The sequence below is a fragment of the Cognatilysobacter terrigena genome (assembly GCF_004361065.1).
Lineage (GTDB): Bacteria > Pseudomonadota > Gammaproteobacteria > Xanthomonadales > Xanthomonadaceae > Cognatilysobacter > Cognatilysobacter terrigena.
The window spans coordinates 54704-72867 of sequence record NZ_SELT01000016.1 but is presented as its reverse complement, the minus strand read 5'-3'; the positions used below and the strand labels follow the sequence as shown (position 1 = coordinate 72867).

Genomic DNA, 18164 nt, shown 5'->3' with positions numbered 1-18164 from the left:
AAATGGCGGTTTCCCCGCTGCCGTGCCCGCCGTGTCCGTCCAGACCGCTTTCGCTGCCTCCACGCCTGTCGCCATCCGCCAGGACGACCTGATCCAGTCCGTCGCCGACGCGCTGCAGTACATCAGCTATTACCACCCGGTCGACTACATCAAGGCGCTGACCGCGGCGTACGAGCGCGAGCAGTCGCCGGCCGCGCGCGATGCGATGGCGCAGATCCTCATCAACTCGCGCATGTGCGCCGAGGGCCGCCGACCGATCTGCCAGGACACGGGCATCGTCACCGTCTTCCTCGACGTCGGCATGGACGTGCGCTGGGACGGCGCGACGATGTCGGTCGAGGACATGGTCAACGAGGGCGTGCGCCGCGCCTATCTGCATCCCGACAATGTGCTGCGCGCGTCGGTGCTCGCCGACCCGGCGGGCAAGCGCGCGAACACGCGCGACAACACCCCGGCGGTGATCCATACCCAGCTCGTGCCGGGCAACACCGTGCACGTCACCGTTGCGGCGAAGGGCGGCGGCTCGGAGGCGAAGTCGAAGTTCGCGATGCTCAACCCGAGCGATTCGATCGTCGACTGGGTGCTCAAGACGGTGCCGACGATGGGCGCCGGCTGGTGTCCGCCGGGCATGCTCGGCATCGGCATCGGCGGCACCGCCGAGAAGGCGATGCAGCTCGCGAAGGAAGTGCTGATGGAGCCGGTCGACATCCAGGACCTCATCGCGCGCGGCCCGGGCAACCGCATCGAAGAGCTGCGGCTGGAGCTCTACGACAAGGTCAATGCGCTCGGCATCGGTGCGCAGGGCCTCGGCGGCCTCACCACCGTACTCGACGTCAAGATCAAGGATTACCCGACGCACGCCGCGAACCTGCCGGTCGCGATCATCCCGAACTGCGCGGCCACGCGCCATGCGCACTTCACGCTCGACGGCTCCGGGCCGGCGCATCTCGAGCCGCCGTCGCTCGAAGACTGGCCGCAGCTCACCTACGACGCGAGCGCAGGCCGTCGCGTCAACCTCGACACGGTCACGCGCGAGGACGTCGCGAGCTGGAAGCCGGGCGAAGTGCTGCTGCTCAACGGCAAGCTGCTGACCGGTCGCGACGCGGCGCACAAGCGCATGGTCGACATGCTCAACCGCGGCGAGACGCTGCCCGTCGATCTCGCGGGCCGTTTCATCTACTACGTCGGCCCGGTCGATCCGGTGCGGGACGAAGTCGTCGGCCCCGCGGGCCCGACCACCGCGACGCGCATGGACAAGTTCACGGAGCAGGTGCTCAGCGAAACCGGCCTGCTCGGCATGGTCGGCAAGGCCGAGCGCGGCCCGGTCGCGATCGAGGCGATCCGCAAGCACAAGTCGGCCTACCTGATGGCGGTCGGTGGCGCGGCGTATCTCGTGTCGAAGGCGATCAAGGCCTCGCGCGTCGTCGCGTTCGAAGACTTGGGTATGGAAGCGATCTACGAGTTCACCGTGCAGGACATGCCGGTGACGGTTGCGGTCGATTCGAACGGTACGTCCGTGCACGCCACCGGCCCGCGCGAATGGCAGGCCCGCATCGGCAAAATCCCGGTGGTCGTCGAGCCGGCTTGACGTGTTGAAACGATGCCCGGATCGCCGGGCATCGTTGTTTTCGGAGACGCGTTACAGCGCCCGCGCCATCGCAGCGAGCATCTGCTGCGTCGTCGGCGCCGCGAGATAGCCGCGCGCCAGCGCTTCGAGCGCGTTGATGTTGGTGTCGCTGACGTCGTCGAGGTCGTCGAGGCCGATGGTGAGCGGCGTCTGCAGGCGGAAGTAGGCGTCGCCGACGATGTGCTGCGCGATGTAGTCGACCGACTCGGCATTGCCGTCGAACAGCACGTCGATGATCGGGATCGCCCATTCCAGCGCGCCCCATTCGCGCGCCGAGCGCAAGTCGATTGTGCGCGTACGTTCGCCGCTGCCCACCGACACCACGATCAGGTCGCGCGTGCAGTCGACATTGTCGTCGCGACGCAGCGCTTCGGCGATCGCGCAGGCGGGGGGGTTGTTAGCGACGATGCCACCGTCGATCAGCGCGCAGTCGCGGCCTTCGACGCGCAGCGGATGCGCAGGGAAATACGTCGGCGCGGCGGCCGTGGCGCGGCAGATGTCGCGCACGCGCAGGTCGGCGTGCTCGGGCTTGAAGCTCTTGAAGATGACCGGCTTGCGGTTGATCACGTCGTAGCTCGTGATCAGCGTTTTGACCGAGCAATCGCCAAGGCGCGCGTCGCCGAACACATCGGCGAGCACCGCTTCGAGCCCACGACCGTCGTAGCGCGGCGCGGATGGGCCGTCGCTGAGCAGGCGTGTCGCGCGCGACCAGAGCCGTCGCGCGATGCCGGGAAAGATCTCGTGCCGTCGGTCGCGGTAGAACTGCGCGAGCACGTCGGGCGAACGCCCCAGCGCCAGGCCACAGGCGATCAGTCCGCCCGTCGAACTGCCCGCGACGAGGTCGAATGCGCCGGGAATATGCGGCTTGCCCGCGGCCGCGAGCGCGGCATCGACGCCGGCCAGCCATCGACTGGTGACGAGGCCGCGGATGCCGCCGCCATCGAGCGAGAGGATGCGTCGCAGCTGCATGGTGTCCTCCATGACGCCAGTGTCGGTCGAGCCTGTCGCACAGCCTGCGCTTGGGAACGTCGACGCGCGTGAAATGCGCGCGTCGTCCGACGTGCGGTCAGATCAGGTTTTCGTCGTCGTGCGCTGCGCGCTGTGCGTCGACCTGTGCGTCGATATCGCGATTGACCGACGTATCGCCCGTGCCCTTCGGTTCGTTGTCCGCGGGCGGCGTCACCGCCATGCCGATGCGACGCGCGACATCCGCGGGCAACGGCGCGCTGAAGCTGTACTGCACCGGTCGCGGCCCGTCGATTTCGGCCTTCTCGTAAGCCGACTTCACCGCGCGGAGGGCCTCGCTGCGCACCTTCGTCAGGTCGCTCTCGCGCTGGTTCACCCAGCCCTGGAACTTCAGCTGGATGCCGCCGCCGACATAGCCGTCCACCGCCCACGACGGCGCCGGATCGTTCACCACGCCCGCGGTCTGCGTGATCGCCGCGATCGCGAGCTCCTGCGATTCGCGGATCGATTCGTTGACGTCGATGAGCATCGTGAACTCGAAGCGGCGCTTCGGATTCTGCGAGTAGTTGCTCACCACCGACTTGAACACCAGCGCGTTCGGCACCGCCACCTGCACGCCGTCGAACGTCATCAGGATGGTCGAGCGCGAGGTCAACGCGACGACCTTGCCGTCGTACTTGTCGACGAGGATGTGGTCGCCCGGCGAGAAGCCGCGTCGCAGGCTGAGCAGGATGCCGGCGACGTAGTTCTCGGCGATGTCGCGGAACGCGAAGCCGATCGCGATGCCGACCACGCCGGCCGATCCCAGCACGGCGCCCACGATCGCGGTCGCTTCCAGCAGGTCCAACGCGATGAGCAGGCCGACCAGCAGGATCGCCCAGTTGATCAGCCGCGCGACCAGCGCGTCGATGTACGGATTCTTCGCGCTGAACCGCGAGAGGTGGATGCGCCGGCTCGCGGCGCGGCCGATCCACCACGCGATCAGCACGATGACCGCGGCGATCAGCAACAACGGCAGGCGCGCGACGAGCCCGATCAGTTTGCTGCCCACCTGCTGCAGCGCGATCTTGAGCCGCGTCCCGATGCTGCCGGCGATCTGCAGGCGGTTGTCGACCTTCGCGACGCCGGGCTGTTGCGCCGCGATCTGTTCGGCGTGCACGCGGCTGGTGTCGTCGCCGACGGAGCCTTCCAGCCGCACTACGCCGCCGGTCGCCGTGACCGTGATGTTCGAATACCCGGGCACGGCGCGCAGGCGGGCGGCGACGGTGCGGGAAAGCTGCGTGTCGGCCGACGTGGGCGTCGTCGAGGTGGTCGTGACGCCGGCAGCCTGCGCGATCCAGGCTGGGGCCTGCGCGGCGGACAGCGCGGGCAGGAACAACAGGACCACGGCCAGCCACAGGCCGGCAAAACGGCGGATCGGCACTCGTAACCTCGATCTAGAGCTGCGACTTGATCGGGACGATGACGCGCTCCGACAGCTTCTCCTTCCACGGCCGCGACGCCCACATCTCGTAGGTGTACGGCTTGGTCTTCTGGAGATCGCGTTCGAACACCTGCGTCATCGTCTCGGCGAAGCCCGCATCGTAGACGTTCAGGCTGGCCTCGTCGTTCAGCTGGAATGAACGCTGGTCGAGGTTGGTCGATCCCACCGACACCATGTACCTGTCGATGATCATCAGCTTCACGTGCAGCATCGTCGGCTGGTACAGGTGCATTTCGGCGCCGGCCGCCAGCAGCGGCCCCCATTCCTTCTTGGTCGCGATGCGTACGGTTTCGGAGTCGATATACGGGCCTGGCAGGAGCAGGCGCACGCGTACGCCGCGCTTGCGGGCCGCCATCAGGGCGTCGCGCAGCAGGGGATCGGGGATGAAGTAGGCGGCCTCGACGTCGATGCTCGTCTGCGCGGCGGCGATCGCCATCAGGAACATCAGGTGCATGCTCTCCGAGCCGCCGGCGGGGGAGGCGATGAACATGTGCGCCGACATGTCGCCGGCCGGCTCGACATGCGGGAAGTAGGTCGGGCCGTTGAGCACGCGCCCGGTGCTCTTGATCCAGTTGTCGTTGAACGCGGCCTGCACCTGCGAGACCACCGGCCCCTCGATGCGGAAGTGCAGGTCGTGCCAGTGGTCCGGATCCTGCGCATGCCCGAGCCACGGATCGCCGATGCCGACGCCGCCGGTGAACGCAACGGTGCCGTCGACGATGAGCAGCTTGCGGTGCGTGCGGTTGTTGAGGCGGCCGAGGTTGTACCAGTGCAGCGGGCGGTAGCGTTCGATGTGCACGCCGCACTGCTTCATCTCGTCCAGCATCGAGCTGTCCATCTTGATGCTGCCGGCCCAGTCGACGGTGACGTTGACCGCCACGCCGGCCTTCGCGCGCTCGCACAGCGCCGCGCTGAACTTCTTGGCGATCTCGCCGGACCACCAGATGTACGTCTCGAACGTCACCGTGCGCTGCGCGCCGGCGATCGCTTCCAGCATCGCAGGGAAGATCTGGTCGCCGTCTTCCAGCACCGTCACCTTGTTGCCCGGCACGATGGACGGCCCGAGCATCACGCCCATTTCCCGCAGGAACTGCGGGTCCGAACTCGGGTACTTGTGGACGACGCGGCTTTCGAGCTTCTTCTCGGGCGTCGCGAAATTCATCGCGATCACGACGACGAGCACCGTCGCCAGCGCGGTCAGGGCGATCGTCCAGAACATGCGTCGGCGGCTCCACTCGAGTCTGAATTTCATGGAGCGCGACTCTGAACGGCCGCTTCGCAAGCGGGTGTGAAGCTCAGGCGGTGCGGTGCGCCAGCCAGACGACCGCGAACAGCCCCAGCATCCCGAACGCGATCACCAGCTTCAGCACCGTGCCGAGCAGGAGCCCGACCCACGTGCCGACGCCAACCTTCGCGGCATGGCCCATGTCCTCGAGCTTGCGGCGATGGATGAGCTCACCGATCACCGCGCCCACGAACGGGCCGATGAAGATGCCGACGATGCTGAAGAAGAGCCCGGCGAAGGTGCCGATCGTGGCGCCGAGCAGGGCGAGCCGACTCGCGCCGACGCGCTTGGCGCCCATCGCCGTGGCGAGCAGGTCGACGGCGAACGACACGACGGTCAGCACCGCCAGCGCGCCCAGCGTCCATCCGCCGACGTGATGGAAACCGTCCGCCCACGCGGCGAGCAGGAGACTGGCGAACACCAGCGGGATGCCGGGCAGGGCGGGCAGCACGGTGCCGGCGATACCGACGATCACGAGGACGACGGCGAGCACGTACCACAGGGTCGACAGGTCGGACACGGACACCTCCGTTGCGGGACCGTCGCATTCTGCGGCACGCGGCGTCGTCGGCCGGCGTCACGCGGATCCGCGGGCGTCGCAAAAAGGAAAAGCCCGGCCGGAGCCGGGCTTCACCCATCCCTCTGGGGGAGGAAGACTTACTTCTGCGACGGGTTGTTTTCCGCGAAGTACTCGTGGTTGTCCGCGTTGTCGAGCGCCTGGTCCGGGTTCGACGCGGCGAGGCTCTTCGCGCCCGACTGGCCATAGACGTGGTCGTCGGTGGCGGCGGTCACGTTGAAGTGGCTCATCTCGTGGATCAGCGTGCCGCCCTTCGAGTCCGTGCCGGTGAGCGGCGCCGACCAGAACGCCTTGCACACGAAGATCTCGTACGGGCGGGTCGGATAGACGTAGGCGTAATAGCTCTGGTTGCAGCCGCAGTTGATCGTCACCTGGCCACCGCTCTGGTCGATGGCGCTGTCGATGTTGACGAAGTGCTGGCGGGCGGTCGAATAGCGCGACGACGTGTACGCGCCGAACCACGTGGTGTAGCGCGCGCCCACCGTGCCGCCATTGAGGTAGCCCTTGGCGTTTTCGGAGTACGTGCGCGCCGCGTTGACCGCGCTGCCCGCCGTGCTGATCTGCGTCGTCGAGCAGCTCTTGTACGAGACGCCGTTGACGACCGTCGCGCCCGCGCTTGGCTTGGCCGCCGCCTGCAGCTGGCGCGTGCCCGCGAGCTGGTCCGTGCCGTCGACCCACAGCTTCAGCGACGCGCTCTGCGCTGTCATCGGAAGCCCGTTCGACGCGATCAGCATTTCGCCAGTCGACAGCGACGCGTGCTGCAGCGGCGCCTTGTAGGTGACCGTGTATTCGCCCGTGCGCGACAGGTCGTAGAACGCCGACAGGTCGACGCTGGTGCGCACGGTCTCGCCTGGACGCAGGACCACGAAGTCCGCTGCCTGCGGCAGGCCGCGCTTGATCATCGGGCCTTCGTAGGCGACTTCGCGGCCGTCGCGGGTGATGCTGAAGACGTCCGACTGCAGGAACTGCGACGGCAGCTGCCACGACGGCATGCGCACCGTCCGGTTGCTGGTGTTCGTGACGTCGACGTCCACCGATCCCAGGAACGACGACTGGCTGTTCGACGCGACGATCGCGACGCGCAGCGGATTGAAGCGCGCGGTCTGGACCGAGGCGTCGGCAGCGGCGTTCAGGGCGAGACCGGCGAGCAGGACGCTACCGGCAGCGAACAGGGGCAGGCGATTCATTCGACACCTCGGGGGAAGGGTGGGCGTCCGGAATGGACGGGCCCGACGTTAACCCCGCGGTCAGCCCAAAGCATGCCGCGCCGCAACAAACGGAAACGATCGATGGAACCGGACACGAAAACGGCTCCGACGTGCGGAGCCGTTTCATGAACTGTGACGCGCTTGGCTCAGCGGGCCCAGACGCGACCGTTGTAGACGCGAACCGCGGAACCCTCGCGGATGCCGCCGAGGTCGGTCTGCGTCACCGTCGTGGTGCGTCCATCGTTCATGCGCACGTAGACGTTGTAGGACGTGCCGGACGTGGACATGTTGCGGTCGATCGCCGCGCCCGCGGCCGCACCGGCGACGGCACCGGCGACGGTGGCGACGTTCTGCTTGCCGTTGCTCGAATCCTTGGTCAGCTCGTGGCCCGCGGCGGCGCCGACGACGCCACCCACCACGCCACCGATCACGCCCGAACGCGGCGCGGTGCCCGTGCCGACGGCCTCGATGCGCGTCACGACGCCGCAGTCGTAGCAGGTGCCGTAGCTGTTCGCGGGCGGCCGGCTACCGGCGTAGCCGCCGGAGGAATAGGGCGACGTGGCGCAACCGGCCAGCGCGATCAGCGATGCAGCCGCAAGGGATGCAAGACGAAGTTGGACACTCATAAGGCGCTCCGGAATTCAGTGATCGGGACGATGGCGTTTGCCATGCGCGACCGATGCTGGGAGCGCCACGGTGAACGCGTTATCAAACGGCGATAACGCGTTCAGCCCGCAGTTCTTCGCGCGACGCTCACTCGTGCACGTAGTCGTGGCAGTTCTTGCAGGCCTCACCGAGCTTGGCCGCCGCCGCCTGCACGCCGGCGCAGTTCAACGGCGGCGTGGCCAGGGACGCGTCCGCCGCGGCGCGCAGCTCGCTTGCGTACTTCGCGAACTTCTCGTCCTCGTGCATGTCCGTGAACGCCGGCTCGATGTCGTTGGACATTAGGCGTACCGCCTGCAGGTGCGGAATCACGTCCGTCGCGGCGCAGCGGTTCTGCGCGACGGCATCCTTCAGCGCGTGGGTGTGCGCGGCCATGACATGCATCACGGCGTGCGGATAAGGATCTTCGCGCTGCTCGATCGCACGCATGATCATGACGCTGGCGACGGCGCCGACCACCAGGCCGAGCAACGCCATGAAGAGATATCGGGAGCCGTTGCCGCGACGGGCCGGGGCATTCGACGGTGCGTTGAGGTCGGACATCGGGCCGTTTCCTGTGGTGTTCGCGGAATGCGCGCGACCATAGCACGCACCTCCGTGGGGTCCGCCGTCACGCGCGCACCGCCTAGAATGCGCACATGCAGACGCACGACCTCGACCCCGCCTGGACGGAACGATTCGCGGGCATCGACCGCCTCTACGGCGTCGGAAGCGTCGCCCGATTGGTGCGATCCCGGGTCGCGGTGGTCGGCCTCGGCGGCGTGGGTTCGTGGGTCGCCGAGGCGCTCGCGCGATCGGGGGTCGGCTACCTGAAGCTCGTCGACGCCGACGACATCTGCGTGTCCAACACCAATCGTCAGCTGCCTGCGCTCGACGGCACGTACGGCCACGCGAAGGTCGCGGCCATGGCAGCGCGCTGCCAGCGCATCAGTCCGCTGCTCGACGTGGAGCCTGTACCGGCGTTCATCACGGCGAACAATCTCGCGACGCATCTCGATTCCGAATTGGACCTCGTCATCGACGCCTGCGACAGCTTCCGCAGCAAGGTCGAGATGATCGCGTGGTGCCGTCGACGCAAGTTGCCGCTGGTGGTGAGCGGCTCCGCGGGCGGACGCACCGATCCCACGCTCGTGCGCGTGCGCGATCTCTCGCGCACGGAACACGACGCCATGCTCGCGCTGGTGCGAAAGAAGCTGCGCGCCGAGTTCAATTTCCCGCGCAACAAGGATCGCTACTTCGGCGTGCCGGCGGTGTACTCGCTCGAGAACGTTCGTTACCCGCAGGCCGATGGCAGCGTGTGCGGCATCCGACCGTCCGCGGACGGCGACGGCGACAGCCTCAAGCTCGACTGCAGTGGCGGCCTCGGCGCAGCGACGCATATCACCGGTGCCTTCGCGTTCGCGATGGCGGGCAAGGCGATCGAGCTGTTGCTCAAGCCGAAGGCGAACGCAGCGGCGTAAGCCGGAACAGGCGCTCGGCGTTCGCCGTGGTCGCGGCTGCAACCTCGCTGTCGGACTGGCGCCTCAGCGACGCGATCACCGCAAGCACGTCGACGAGCCGCGCAGGCTCATTACGCTGTCCACGGCACGCGGCGCCAGGCTGGTCCGGCGAGTCGGTTTCGAGAAGCAGATGCTCGATCGGCATGGTCGCGGCGAGCGTGCGCAGCCGGTTGGCGCGCTCGTACGTCACCGGCCCGCCCAGGCCGATCATGAAGCCGTTCGCCCACAGCATCTCGGCCTGCTGATGACTGCCCGAAAAGCTGTGTACGACGCCGCGCAGGCCACCGATCCGACGCACCGCGGCGATCACGTCGTCGACCGCGTGCCGCGCGTGCACGATCAGCGGCAGGTCGAAGTCCCGGGCAAGTCGCAGGTGCGCGTCAAACAAGGTGCGCTGGCGGTCGCGATCGAGGCCTTCGACGAAGTAATCGAGTCCGCATTCTCCGATCGCAACCGGCCGCTCGCGCTCGATCCAGCCGCGTAGCTCGTTGACGTGAGCATCGACGTGGCGGTCGAGATACATCGGATGCAGGCCGTACGCCGGGAACAGACCGTCGAAGCTCGTGCAGACGTCACGCAGCACCGGCCAGGTCGACGCCTCGATCGCCGGCACGATCTGTCGCGTCACGCCAACAGCCCGCGCTCGCGCGACGACATCCGCACGATCCGCGTCGAACTCGTCGACGTCGAGGTGCGAGTGGCTGTCGACCAGCAGGTTCATCGACGCGGCGGCAATTCGCGGTCGTTGGCCTTCCATCGCGACAGCAACAGCGTGCCCAGACCCAGGAGGATCTCGTCGGCGAACGGAATGATGTCGGGAATCAGCAGATCGATGACGAACAACGTCGCCGTGATCCAGAAGAGCGTCGGATGCTTGAGCTTTTCCGCGCGGCGGAGCAGGGGCTTCAGCAGGAGTCGGGCCATGGTCACCTCGTGATGCAGCGACGCTAGCACGCCCCTCCGACACGGCCGGTGGACGGCTGAACAGACGGCGTTAATTTCCGGTCACGCTCCGCCGTCGTTCAGGTTTGCGGTGCTCGAATCGAGCCACGCCAGAACGAACTGGTCGGAGGCTCTCATGGACAAGAACATCCTTGCGGTCGCACTGGGTTCGATGCTGCTCGGCGGCGTCGCGGTTGCGGCCTACAGCTCGCTCAATCATCGCGACGACACCGCAGCCGTGCAGCCTGCCGCCGCGCAGCCGGCGATGATGGGCGCCACGCAGCTCGATGCGTCCGCGAACGCGCAGGGCCGCATCGCGCCGACCGCGCCGGAACTCGCCGCGCCGCGCGCGGAGTACGCGGACGTCGTCGACGTCGATCCGGTCCGCACGTCGTCGCCGCGCTATGCGCAGGTGATCGGCGTCGACCCGGTGAAGGAGACCAGCACCACCAGCACGCCGCGTCAGGTCTGTAACGACGTCGTGGTGCAGGAACGCATGCCCGAGCGCGACGGCAACGTCGGCGGCACCGTCGCGGGCGCGCTGATCGGTGGCCTCGTCGGCAACCAGGTCGGCCACGGCAACGGTCGCAAGCTCGCGACGGTCGCGGGCGCGGTGGGCGGTGGCTTCATCGGCAATCGCGTCGACCGCAACCACGTGGGCGGCCAGGTCGTGAATCGCACCGAGCAGCAGTGCCGCACGGTCAGCGACACCTCCAGCAGCTCGCGCACCGTCGCCTACAACGTGACGTTCCGGAATCCGGACGGCACGACCGGTACGCAGCGCATGGGCAGCCGCCCGGGCAGCCGCATTCGCGTGGGTACGGACACGAATGTCGCCGGTTACGACGTCACCTACCGCTATCAGGGCGCCGAGCACACCGTGCGCATGAACGAGCGTCCGGGCTCGCAGCTGCCGGTGATCGACGGCCGCGTCGTCACGTCGACGGCGGTCGCGACGCGCGGCTGATACGGATTCCTCGGGAGGAAACGGGAGAGGGCCGGGCGACCGGCCCTTTTTCGTGTCCGATGAATGCCGGCGGTCGGTTCGGGGGTGTCGAAGGAATGTGACGGCGGCCTACAATATCGGGCTCCATCGCCCGAAGGTCCGATTGCCCGCATGGCTCTGAATCCGTACGACCTCTACGACGTCCGTTCGCTGCTGTCCGAGGAAGAGCGGGCCGTGCAGGACACCGTCGCGCGTTTCACCGACGAGCGCGTCATTCCGATCATCGGCGAAGCCTTCGACCAGGGCCGTTTCCCGCGCGAACTGGTGCCTGAAATCGCGGAGCTGGGCCTGCTGGGTTCGTCGCTGCCGGAGAAGTACGGCTGCGCCGGCCTCAACGCGGTGAGCTACGGCCTGATCTGCCAGGAACTCGAGCGCGGCGACAGCGGCATCCGCAGCTTCGTCAGCGTGCAGAGCTCGCTGTGCATGTACCCGATCTACGCCTACGGCACCGAAGAGCAGCGCATGCGCTGGCTGCCGGACATGGCCGCGGGCAAGGTGATCGGCTGCTTCGGCCTGACGGAACCGCATGGTGGCTCCGACCCGGCCAACATGAAGACGAACGCCAAGCGCGACGGCGACGACTGGATCCTCAACGGCGCCAAGATGTGGATCACGAACGGCAACCTCGCCGACATCGCGATCGTCTGGGCGCAGACGGAAGACGGCATCCAGGGGTTCGTCGTCGAAAAGGGCATGCCCGGCTTCGCGGCGCAGGAAATCAAGCACAAGATGTCGCTGCGCGCGTCAGTCACCAGCGCGCTCTACTTCGACAACGTGCGCGTGCCGGAAGCGAACCGCCTGCCGAACGTGAAGGGCTTGAAGGGCCCGCTGGGCTGCCTGACGCAGGCGCGCTACGGCATCACATGGGGCCCGATCGGCGCGGCGATCGCCTGCCTCGACGAGGTCGTGAACTACACGAAGGAGCGCATTCTGTTCGGCCGTCCGGTCGCGGCGACGCAGAGCGCGCAGATCAAGATGGCCGAGATGGCGCGTCGCATCACGCTGGCGCAGCTGCTGGTCGTGCAGCTCGGTCGCCTGAAGGACGCCGGCACGATGCAGCCGACGCAGGTCTCGCTCGCGAAGTGGAACAACTGCCGCATGGCCATCGACATCGCGCGCGAATGCCGCGATCTGCTCGGCGGCGCGGGCATCACCACCGAGCACGGCGCGATCCGCCATGCGCTGAACCTCGAGTCGGTCATCACCTACGAGGGCACGGAAACCGTGCATCAGCTGGTGGTCGGTCGCGAACTCACCGGCATCAACGCGTTCTGATCATCGGGACCGGCCTTCGGGCCGGTTTCCACTTCGGCGCCGCAGAACGTGCGCGCGCCTCGTCGTCCCGCGACGCAGCGCGTCGCCCATCAGAGGAAGCACGATGTCGGACCACGGCCCGCGGCTCGAAACCGAACGCCTGATCCTGCGTCAGTGGCGCAAGGACGACTTCGAGCGCTATGCGGAAATGTTCGCTGCGCCGGAAACGCACCACATCGGCGGCCCGCTGGTGCTGGGCGATGCATGGCGTCGCTTCCTGCAGATGCCGGGCGCCTGGGCCGTGCAGGGCTTCGCGATGTTCGCCGTCGAAGAGAAGGCGACAGGCCTGTGGATGGGGCAGGCCGGCCCCTGGCAGCCCGCGGGTTGGCCGGGAACGGAGGTCGGTTACGCACTGCATCCGGATGCATGGGGCAAGGGTTATGCGACCGAAGCCTGCGCCGCCGCGATGGACTGGGCGTTCGACACCTTGGGCTGGACGGAGATCATCCATTCGATCGACGTCGCGAACATCGCATCGCAGAACGTTGCCAAGCGCCTAGGTGCGAAGAATCGCGGACGTGGCGTGTTCCAGCCGCCGCACGACAAGTTCCAGATCGACCTCTGGGGGCAGACGCGCGAGGAATGGCGCGCGCGTCGGGGCGCAGCCGCGTGACCACGGTTTACGGCTTCTCACCGTCGGGCAACTGCCACAAGGTGCGGCTGTTGCTGGAGCAGCTCGGTCGTCCGTATCGATGGGTCGAGACCGACAGCAGCACCGGCGCGACGCGCACGCCGGAGTACCTCGCGAAGAACGCGAACGGCAAGGTGCCGATGCTCGAACTCGACGACGGACGCATCCTCGTCGAATCGAACGCCATCCTGTGCTGGCTCGCGGAAGGCACGCCATATCTCCCCGCCGACGCGTGGCAGCGCGCGCAGGCGCTGAGCTGGATGTTCTTCGAGCAGTACAGCCACGAGCCGTACGTTGCGGTGGCGCGCTTCATCTGCGGCTGGACGCCAGCGGATTCTCCGCGTCGCGCCGACCTGCCGCGCCTGCGCGAGCGCTCGCACGAGGCGCTGCGTGTCATGGAGCGCCACCTGCAATCCCACGACTGGTTCACCGGCGATGCCTATGGCGTCGCCGACATCGCCCTGTTCGCCTACACCGATGTCGCGCCGCACGGCGGCGTGTCGCTCGACGACCATCCCGCGATCCGCGCCTGGCTCGCCCGCGTACGCGCGACGCCGGGCTTCGTCGCGATGGTCGAGCCCGACGCTCGCGCCGCTGCGCTGATCGCGCAATCCACCTGAACTCCACGACGTAAGGCGAGGTGTCGCTCGCCCGGATGACCGCATGGCCGCCACGCTTCCGAACCCCATCCCCGCCCGTATGAAGGGCGTCAACCGCGCCGAGATCTGCGACGTCAATTTCGTCGAATTCGTGAAGGCGTGGGACGGTCGTCCCGATGCGCGCCCGGCGCCGCACGAGGCCATCCTCGACGGCAGCGCGCTCGATGCGCAGGGCTTTCGCGAGTTGTTCGAGTCGCAGCTGATCAGTCGCCACCTCGACCTGATGGCGCGCGTGCTGCGCGTGCAGAACAAGGTCTTCTACACGATCGGTAGCAGCGGCCACGAAGGCAATGCGATGGTCGCGCGCGCGACGCGCCACACCGATCCCGCGTTCCTGCATTACCGGTCCGGCGGCTTCATGGCCGAGCGTTTCCGCAAGCTGCCCGGCATGGATCCGATCATGGATTCCGCGCTCAGCTTCGCCGCGAGCAAGGACGATCCCGCGAGCGGCGGCCGCCACAAGGTCTGGGGCAGCAAGCCGTTGTGGGTGCTGCCGCAGACGTCGACGATCGCGTCGCATCTGCCGAAGGCGCTGGGCACGGCGGTCGCGATCGAAACCGCACGACGCATTGGCCACGCGCTGCCGATCCCCGACGATTCGATCGCGATCTGCTCCTTCGGCGATGCATCGTCGAACCACGCCACCGCACAAACGGCATTCAACGCCGCGGCGTGGACCGCATACCAGAAGCTGCCCGCACCCGTGCTGTTCGTCTGCGAGGACAACGGCATCGGCATCTCGGTGAAGACGCCCACCGGCTGGGTCGCGAATCGCTTCCAGCACATGCAGGGCCTCGACTACTTCTTCGCCGACGGTCTGGATCTCGCCACCGGTTACGGCGACGTGCAGCGCGCCGTCGAGCATTGCCGACGCACGCGTCGCCCGACGTTCCTGCACCTCAAGACGACCCGCATCATGGGTCACGCGGGCACCGACTTCGAGATCGAATGGCGTTCGATCGAGGAGCTGTGCGCGGTCGAAGCCACCGATCCGCTGCTGCGTTCCGCGGCGATCGCACTCGAATCGGGCCTGATGTCGAAGGACGACGTGCTCGAGCTCTATGAAGCCACGCGCAAGAAGTGCTTCGCTGCCGCGGAAGAGGCGGACCGCCGTCCGAAGCTCGAGAAGTTTGAAGATGTGATCGCGCCGCTCGCTCCGTACACGCCGGCTGCGGTGAAGACGGAAGCCGAGCGAGCCGACTACGCGGCACGCCGCACAGAGGTCTTCGGTGGCGAAACGAAACTCCCCGAGAATCAGCCCCCGCGCCACCTCGCGATCCAGATCAACAACGCGCTGCACGACCTGTTCGCGAAGTATCCGGACACGCTTCTGTTCGGCGAGGACGTCGCGCAGAAGGGTGGCGTCTACACGGTGACGAAGGGCCTGTACAAGGCGTTCGGCCCGCGTCGCGTGTTCAACACGCTGCTCGACGAGACGATGATCTTCGGCCTCGCACAGGGCTTCGCGAACATGGGCATGCTGCCCGTGCCGGAAATCCAGTACCTCGCGTACTTCCACAACGCGGGCGACCAGATCCGCGGCGAAGCGTCGAGCCTGCAGTTCTTCAGCAACGACCAGTACCGCAATCCGATGGTCGTGCGCATGGCGGGCCTTGGCTATCAGCGCGGCTTCGGCGGTCACTTCCACAACGACAACTCGATCGCCGCGCTCCGCGACATTCCGGGCCTCGTCGTTGGCTGTCCATCGCGCGGCGACGATGCGGCGACGATGCTCCGCACGCTCATGGCGCTGGCGAAGGTCGACGGCCGCGTCAGCATCTTCCTCGAACCGATCGCGCTCTACATGACGAAGGATCTGTACGAGGCGGGCGACGGCCAGTGGCTGACGACGTTCCCGGCGCCGGGCGAGGCGATGACGCTCGGCGAGGGGCGCACCTACGGCAATGGCGACGATGTCGTCATCATCAGCTACGGCAACGGCGTGCCGATGAGCCTGCGCGCCGCACGACTTATCGAACAGCAGCACGGTTGGACGACGAAGGTCGTCGACCTCCGATGGCTCGTCCCGCTCAACGACAACTACATCGTCGAGCAGGCGAAGAACGCGAAGCGGATCATCGTGGTCGACGAGGGGCGTCGCAGCGCAGGCGTGGGCGAGGGCGTGATGACGGCGCTGGCCGAGGGCGGGCTGGGTGCGACGCCGCTGCAGCGCGTGGTCGGCACCGATACGTACACGCCGCTCGCGGGCGCGGCCTTCCTCGTGATTCCGGGCGACGACGACATCGTCGCGGCGGCAGACGCTCTCGCGAGGGGCTGATCGGCTTCAGAGACGTTGCCCGACAGCCTGTGCGCGTCGTGAGCCGGGCCGTTTCGCAGAGACGGATATCACCAAGCGTCCGTCCCGAGCCCGTATGACGCGCGCGGCCTCAGCGCTGCAGGCCATCCGCTAGGTTCAGTCGCTCGACCGCCGCGCCGCGCAGATGCAGCGCCGCATCCACCGGCTCGAGCGGCACGACGGCCAGCGCCTCGTCGCCACGAACGACGACCACCTGGCCGACGTCGCGCCCGTCCGCATCCGTGAGCGCATCGCCTGCGGCGGTATCGGCGCCGACGCGCAGTCGAGCCAGCCCGCGCTTCGCCCGCCCGAGGAAATGGGTGCGGGCGACGATCTCCTGGCCCGGATAGCAACCCTTTTTCACGCTGAAGGCGTCGAAGCGCTGAAGCGACAGCTGCTGCGGCGTCCAGTGATCGAGCGAGGTGTCGGGAAGCCCGGGCCAGCCGTGCGCGATATCCAGTCGCCACCAGGCCGCGTCGTCGTCGACGGTCGCCGGCACCGCGGGCGAGGGCGCCAGGACGAGCGTCCGCGCACCGGCGTCGCCACTGAAATCGAGTTCGACCGCGTCACCGATGCGCGCAGAACGACGGCCCGTCGCACTTTGCGGCGCTGTGAAGACGCCGGACGCGTGAACGGGAGCGTCCTTGATCGTGACCTTGCTGCGGAATACGAACCGTCGCAGCGAAGCGGCGAACGCCTCGACGTCCGTGGCTGTCACCAGCCACGCAGTCTCCGCATCGATCCGCAGCAGCGCGAAGAGCGCCTGCACGCGGCCTTTGGGGTCGAGCCAGCCGCTCCACTGCCAGTCGCCGTCCGTGAGCGACATGACGTCGTTCATGAATTGCGCTTGTGCGAAAGTGAGCGCATCGCGGCCGGAAAGCTGCAGAACGCGGAGCGCGTGAAGAGTGAACGGGCGCGACGCACCGTACTGCGGGTTGTCAGACATGGGGTCCGGATTTAAGCTTTTCGGCTGGAATGATAGGCCAGACGACCCCCGAGACCCCGCAGGAAACGCCGGAGAATCCGGGTTCCGCGCCGTCGCCCGCCACGCCGGTGACGCCGCGTCCGCGCGAGGTCGGCGGTCGACCGGGCCCCGAGCCGACACGCTACGGGGACTGGGAAAAGGATGGCCGCTGCATCGATTTCTAGCGTCGCCCGCTCGACCCCGCGGCCGCGCCGCATCTGCACGAGACCTCCCGCATGGCGTACCGCGAACGTCCGTTGTCCCCGCACCTGCAGGTCTATCGCTGGCAGGTGCAGATGGTCAGCTCCATCCTGCATCGCGCGACGGGCGTCATCCTGTCGCTCGGCAGCCTGCTCGTCGCCTGGGGCCTCGTCGCCCTCGCGGCCGGCACGGAGAACTGGTCGCACTTCGCCCACGCCGCGCGATCGCCGCTGGGCTTCCTGATCCTGTTCGGCTGGACGTGGGCGCTCGCGTTCCACCTGCTCAGCGGCATCCGCCATCTCTCACAGGACATGGGCGTCGGCACGTCGGTGCCCGCGTTCGTGAAGAGCGCCTGGACCGCGATCATCGGCAGCCTCGTGCTGACCGCGATCGTCTGGATCCTCGCAATGCAGAAGTGGGGTGGCGCATGAGCACGAATGCAGGACATCGTCCGCCGACGCTGCGCCATCCGCTGAAGGTCGCGCGCGGCCTCGGTTCGGCGAAGGACGGCACGCATCATTTCCTCGTGCAGCGCGTCACCGCCGTCGCGCTGGTGTTCCTGACGCTGTACGTCGTCGGCCTCGTGATTTCGCTGGTCGGCGCGGATTTCGCGACGGTGCGTGCGCGCGTCGGCCATCCGGTCAACGCGACGCTGCTGATCGCCTTCCTTGTCGCGAACTTCTGGCATGCGCGCCTCGGCCTGCAGGTGATCGTCGAGGATTACGTGCACACCGCGGTCCGCTACTCGATTCTGCAACTGCTCATCACGTTCGCATGCTGGATCGCGGGCCTCGCGAGCGTCCTCGCCGTCGTGCGCGTCATGCTCGGCGCCTGATCCGGAAA

At 67.5% G+C, this 18164-nt stretch carries 20 protein-coding genes; 10 read left to right on the top strand and 10 right to left on the bottom strand.

The features are described 5' to 3' along the window. The first annotated feature begins 31 nt into the window (after window positions 1–31). Complete coding sequence (locus EVS83_RS10475) at window positions 32–1588, top strand: fumarate hydratase (RefSeq protein WP_133500991.1); 1557 nt, start codon at window positions 32–34, stop codon at window positions 1586–1588. Between the two features lie 51 nt (window positions 1589–1639). On the opposite strand, the gene EVS83_RS10470 is transcribed toward EVS83_RS10475, so the two are convergent. The 7 genes from EVS83_RS10470 to EVS83_RS10440 all read right to left on the bottom strand — a co-directional run bounded on the left by EVS83_RS10470 (window position 1640) and on the right by EVS83_RS10440 (window position 8352). Further along, window positions 1640–2608: a patatin-like phospholipase family protein gene (locus tag EVS83_RS10470; protein WP_133500990.1), complete on the bottom strand. Its 969-nt coding sequence runs from the start codon at window positions 2606–2608 to the stop codon at window positions 1640–1642. An 85-nt stretch (window positions 2609–2693) separates the two neighbouring features. Beyond that, window positions 2694–4016: a mechanosensitive ion channel domain-containing protein gene (locus tag EVS83_RS10465; RefSeq protein ID WP_133500989.1), complete on the bottom strand. Its 1323-nt coding sequence runs from the start codon at window positions 4014–4016 to the stop codon at window positions 2694–2696. Between the two features lie 13 nt (window positions 4017–4029). Beyond that, the gene (locus EVS83_RS10460) at window positions 4030–5295 is read right to left on the bottom strand and encodes a phospholipase D-like domain-containing protein (protein ID WP_133501005.1); all 1266 of its coding nucleotides are present in this window, start codon (window positions 5293–5295) and stop codon (window positions 4030–4032) included. Window positions 5296–5371: 76 nt separating this feature from the next. Further along, window positions 5372–5881 (bottom strand): DUF456 domain-containing protein, encoded by a 510-nt coding sequence (locus tag EVS83_RS10455; protein WP_425456096.1) that lies wholly within the window; start codon window positions 5879–5881, stop codon window positions 5372–5374. Window positions 5882–6018: 137 nt separating this feature from the next. Then, window positions 6019–7125 (bottom strand): M35 family metalloendopeptidase, encoded by a 1107-nt coding sequence (locus tag EVS83_RS10450; RefSeq protein ID WP_133500987.1) that lies wholly within the window; start codon window positions 7123–7125, stop codon window positions 6019–6021. 167 nt (window positions 7126–7292) lie between these two features. After that, window positions 7293–7772, bottom strand: a complete 480-nt coding sequence (locus tag EVS83_RS10445; RefSeq protein WP_133500986.1) for a glycine zipper 2TM domain-containing protein — start codon at window positions 7770–7772, stop codon at window positions 7293–7295. 127 nt (window positions 7773–7899) lie between these two features. After that, complete coding sequence (locus tag EVS83_RS10440) at window positions 7900–8352, bottom strand: hypothetical protein (RefSeq protein WP_133500985.1); 453 nt, start codon at window positions 8350–8352, stop codon at window positions 7900–7902. A gap of 95 nt (window positions 8353–8447) precedes the next feature. On the opposite strand from EVS83_RS10440, the gene EVS83_RS10435 reads away from it, so the two are divergent. Further along, the gene (locus tag EVS83_RS10435; RefSeq protein ID WP_133500984.1) at window positions 8448–9269 is read left to right on the top strand and encodes a tRNA threonylcarbamoyladenosine dehydratase; all 822 of its coding nucleotides are present in this window, start codon (window positions 8448–8450) and stop codon (window positions 9267–9269) included. Here EVS83_RS10435 and EVS83_RS10430 read toward each other — a convergent pair. Both EVS83_RS10430 and EVS83_RS10425 read right to left on the bottom strand, forming a co-directional pair. Next, a complete protein-coding gene (locus EVS83_RS10430; RefSeq protein ID WP_133500983.1) occupies window positions 9241–10029 on the bottom strand; it encodes a TatD family hydrolase in 789 nt (262 codons plus the stop codon). The genes EVS83_RS10435 and EVS83_RS10430 overlap by 29 nt on opposite strands. Then, the gene (locus EVS83_RS10425; protein WP_133500982.1) at window positions 10026–10232 is read right to left on the bottom strand and encodes a DUF6116 family protein; all 207 of its coding nucleotides are present in this window, start codon (window positions 10230–10232) and stop codon (window positions 10026–10028) included. Before EVS83_RS10425 ends, EVS83_RS10430 begins: the two co-directional genes overlap by 4 nt. A gap of 154 nt (window positions 10233–10386) precedes the next feature. On the opposite strand from EVS83_RS10425, the gene EVS83_RS10420 reads away from it, so the two are divergent. From EVS83_RS10420 to EVS83_RS10400, 5 genes are all read left to right on the top strand, one after another. Next, on the top strand, window positions 10387–11217 hold the full coding sequence (locus EVS83_RS10420; protein WP_246022868.1) for a glycine zipper 2TM domain-containing protein: 831 nt from the start codon (window positions 10387–10389) through the stop codon (window positions 11215–11217). A gap of 150 nt (window positions 11218–11367) precedes the next feature. Beyond that, window positions 11368–12531: an acyl-CoA dehydrogenase family protein gene (locus tag EVS83_RS10415; protein ID WP_133500981.1), complete on the top strand. Its 1164-nt coding sequence runs from the start codon at window positions 11368–11370 to the stop codon at window positions 12529–12531. Between the two features lie 103 nt (window positions 12532–12634). After that, complete coding sequence (locus EVS83_RS10410; RefSeq protein WP_133500980.1) at window positions 12635–13183, top strand: GNAT family N-acetyltransferase; 549 nt, start codon at window positions 12635–12637, stop codon at window positions 13181–13183. Next, window positions 13180–13821: a glutathione S-transferase family protein gene (locus EVS83_RS10405; protein WP_425456095.1), complete on the top strand. Its 642-nt coding sequence runs from the start codon at window positions 13180–13182 to the stop codon at window positions 13819–13821. The genes EVS83_RS10410 and EVS83_RS10405 overlap by 4 nt, the downstream gene beginning before the upstream one ends. A gap of 43 nt (window positions 13822–13864) precedes the next feature. Next, a complete protein-coding gene (locus EVS83_RS10400; protein WP_133500978.1) occupies window positions 13865–16138 on the top strand; it encodes a thiamine pyrophosphate-dependent enzyme in 2274 nt (757 codons plus the stop codon). A gap of 109 nt (window positions 16139–16247) precedes the next feature. On the opposite strand, the gene ygfZ is transcribed toward EVS83_RS10400, so the two are convergent. Then, entirely contained in the window at window positions 16248–16994 is a 747-nt protein-coding gene (ygfZ, locus tag EVS83_RS10395; protein WP_166636875.1) for a CAF17-like 4Fe-4S cluster assembly/insertion protein YgfZ, read from the bottom strand. 137 nt (window positions 16995–17131) lie between these two features. Here ygfZ and EVS83_RS10390 point away from each other — a divergent pair, with 137 nt between their 5' ends. From EVS83_RS10390 to sdhD, 3 genes are read left to right on the top strand one after another with little or no spacing between them, the layout of a single operon-like run. Next, window positions 17132–17305 carry a DUF1674 domain-containing protein gene (locus tag EVS83_RS10390; RefSeq protein ID WP_133500976.1) on the top strand — a complete coding sequence of 58 codons (174 nt, stop codon included), beginning with the start codon at window positions 17132–17134 and terminating at the stop codon, window positions 17303–17305. Window positions 17306–17356: 51 nt separating this feature from the next. Further along, a complete protein-coding gene (gene sdhC, locus EVS83_RS10385) occupies window positions 17357–17752 on the top strand; it encodes a succinate dehydrogenase, cytochrome b556 subunit (protein WP_133500975.1) in 396 nt (131 codons plus the stop codon). Continuing rightward, window positions 17749–18156 (top strand): succinate dehydrogenase, hydrophobic membrane anchor protein, encoded by a 408-nt coding sequence (gene sdhD, locus EVS83_RS10380; RefSeq protein WP_133500974.1) that lies wholly within the window; start codon window positions 17749–17751, stop codon window positions 18154–18156. The genes sdhC and sdhD overlap by 4 nt, the downstream gene beginning before the upstream one ends. Window positions 18157–18164 lie beyond the last annotated feature (8 nt).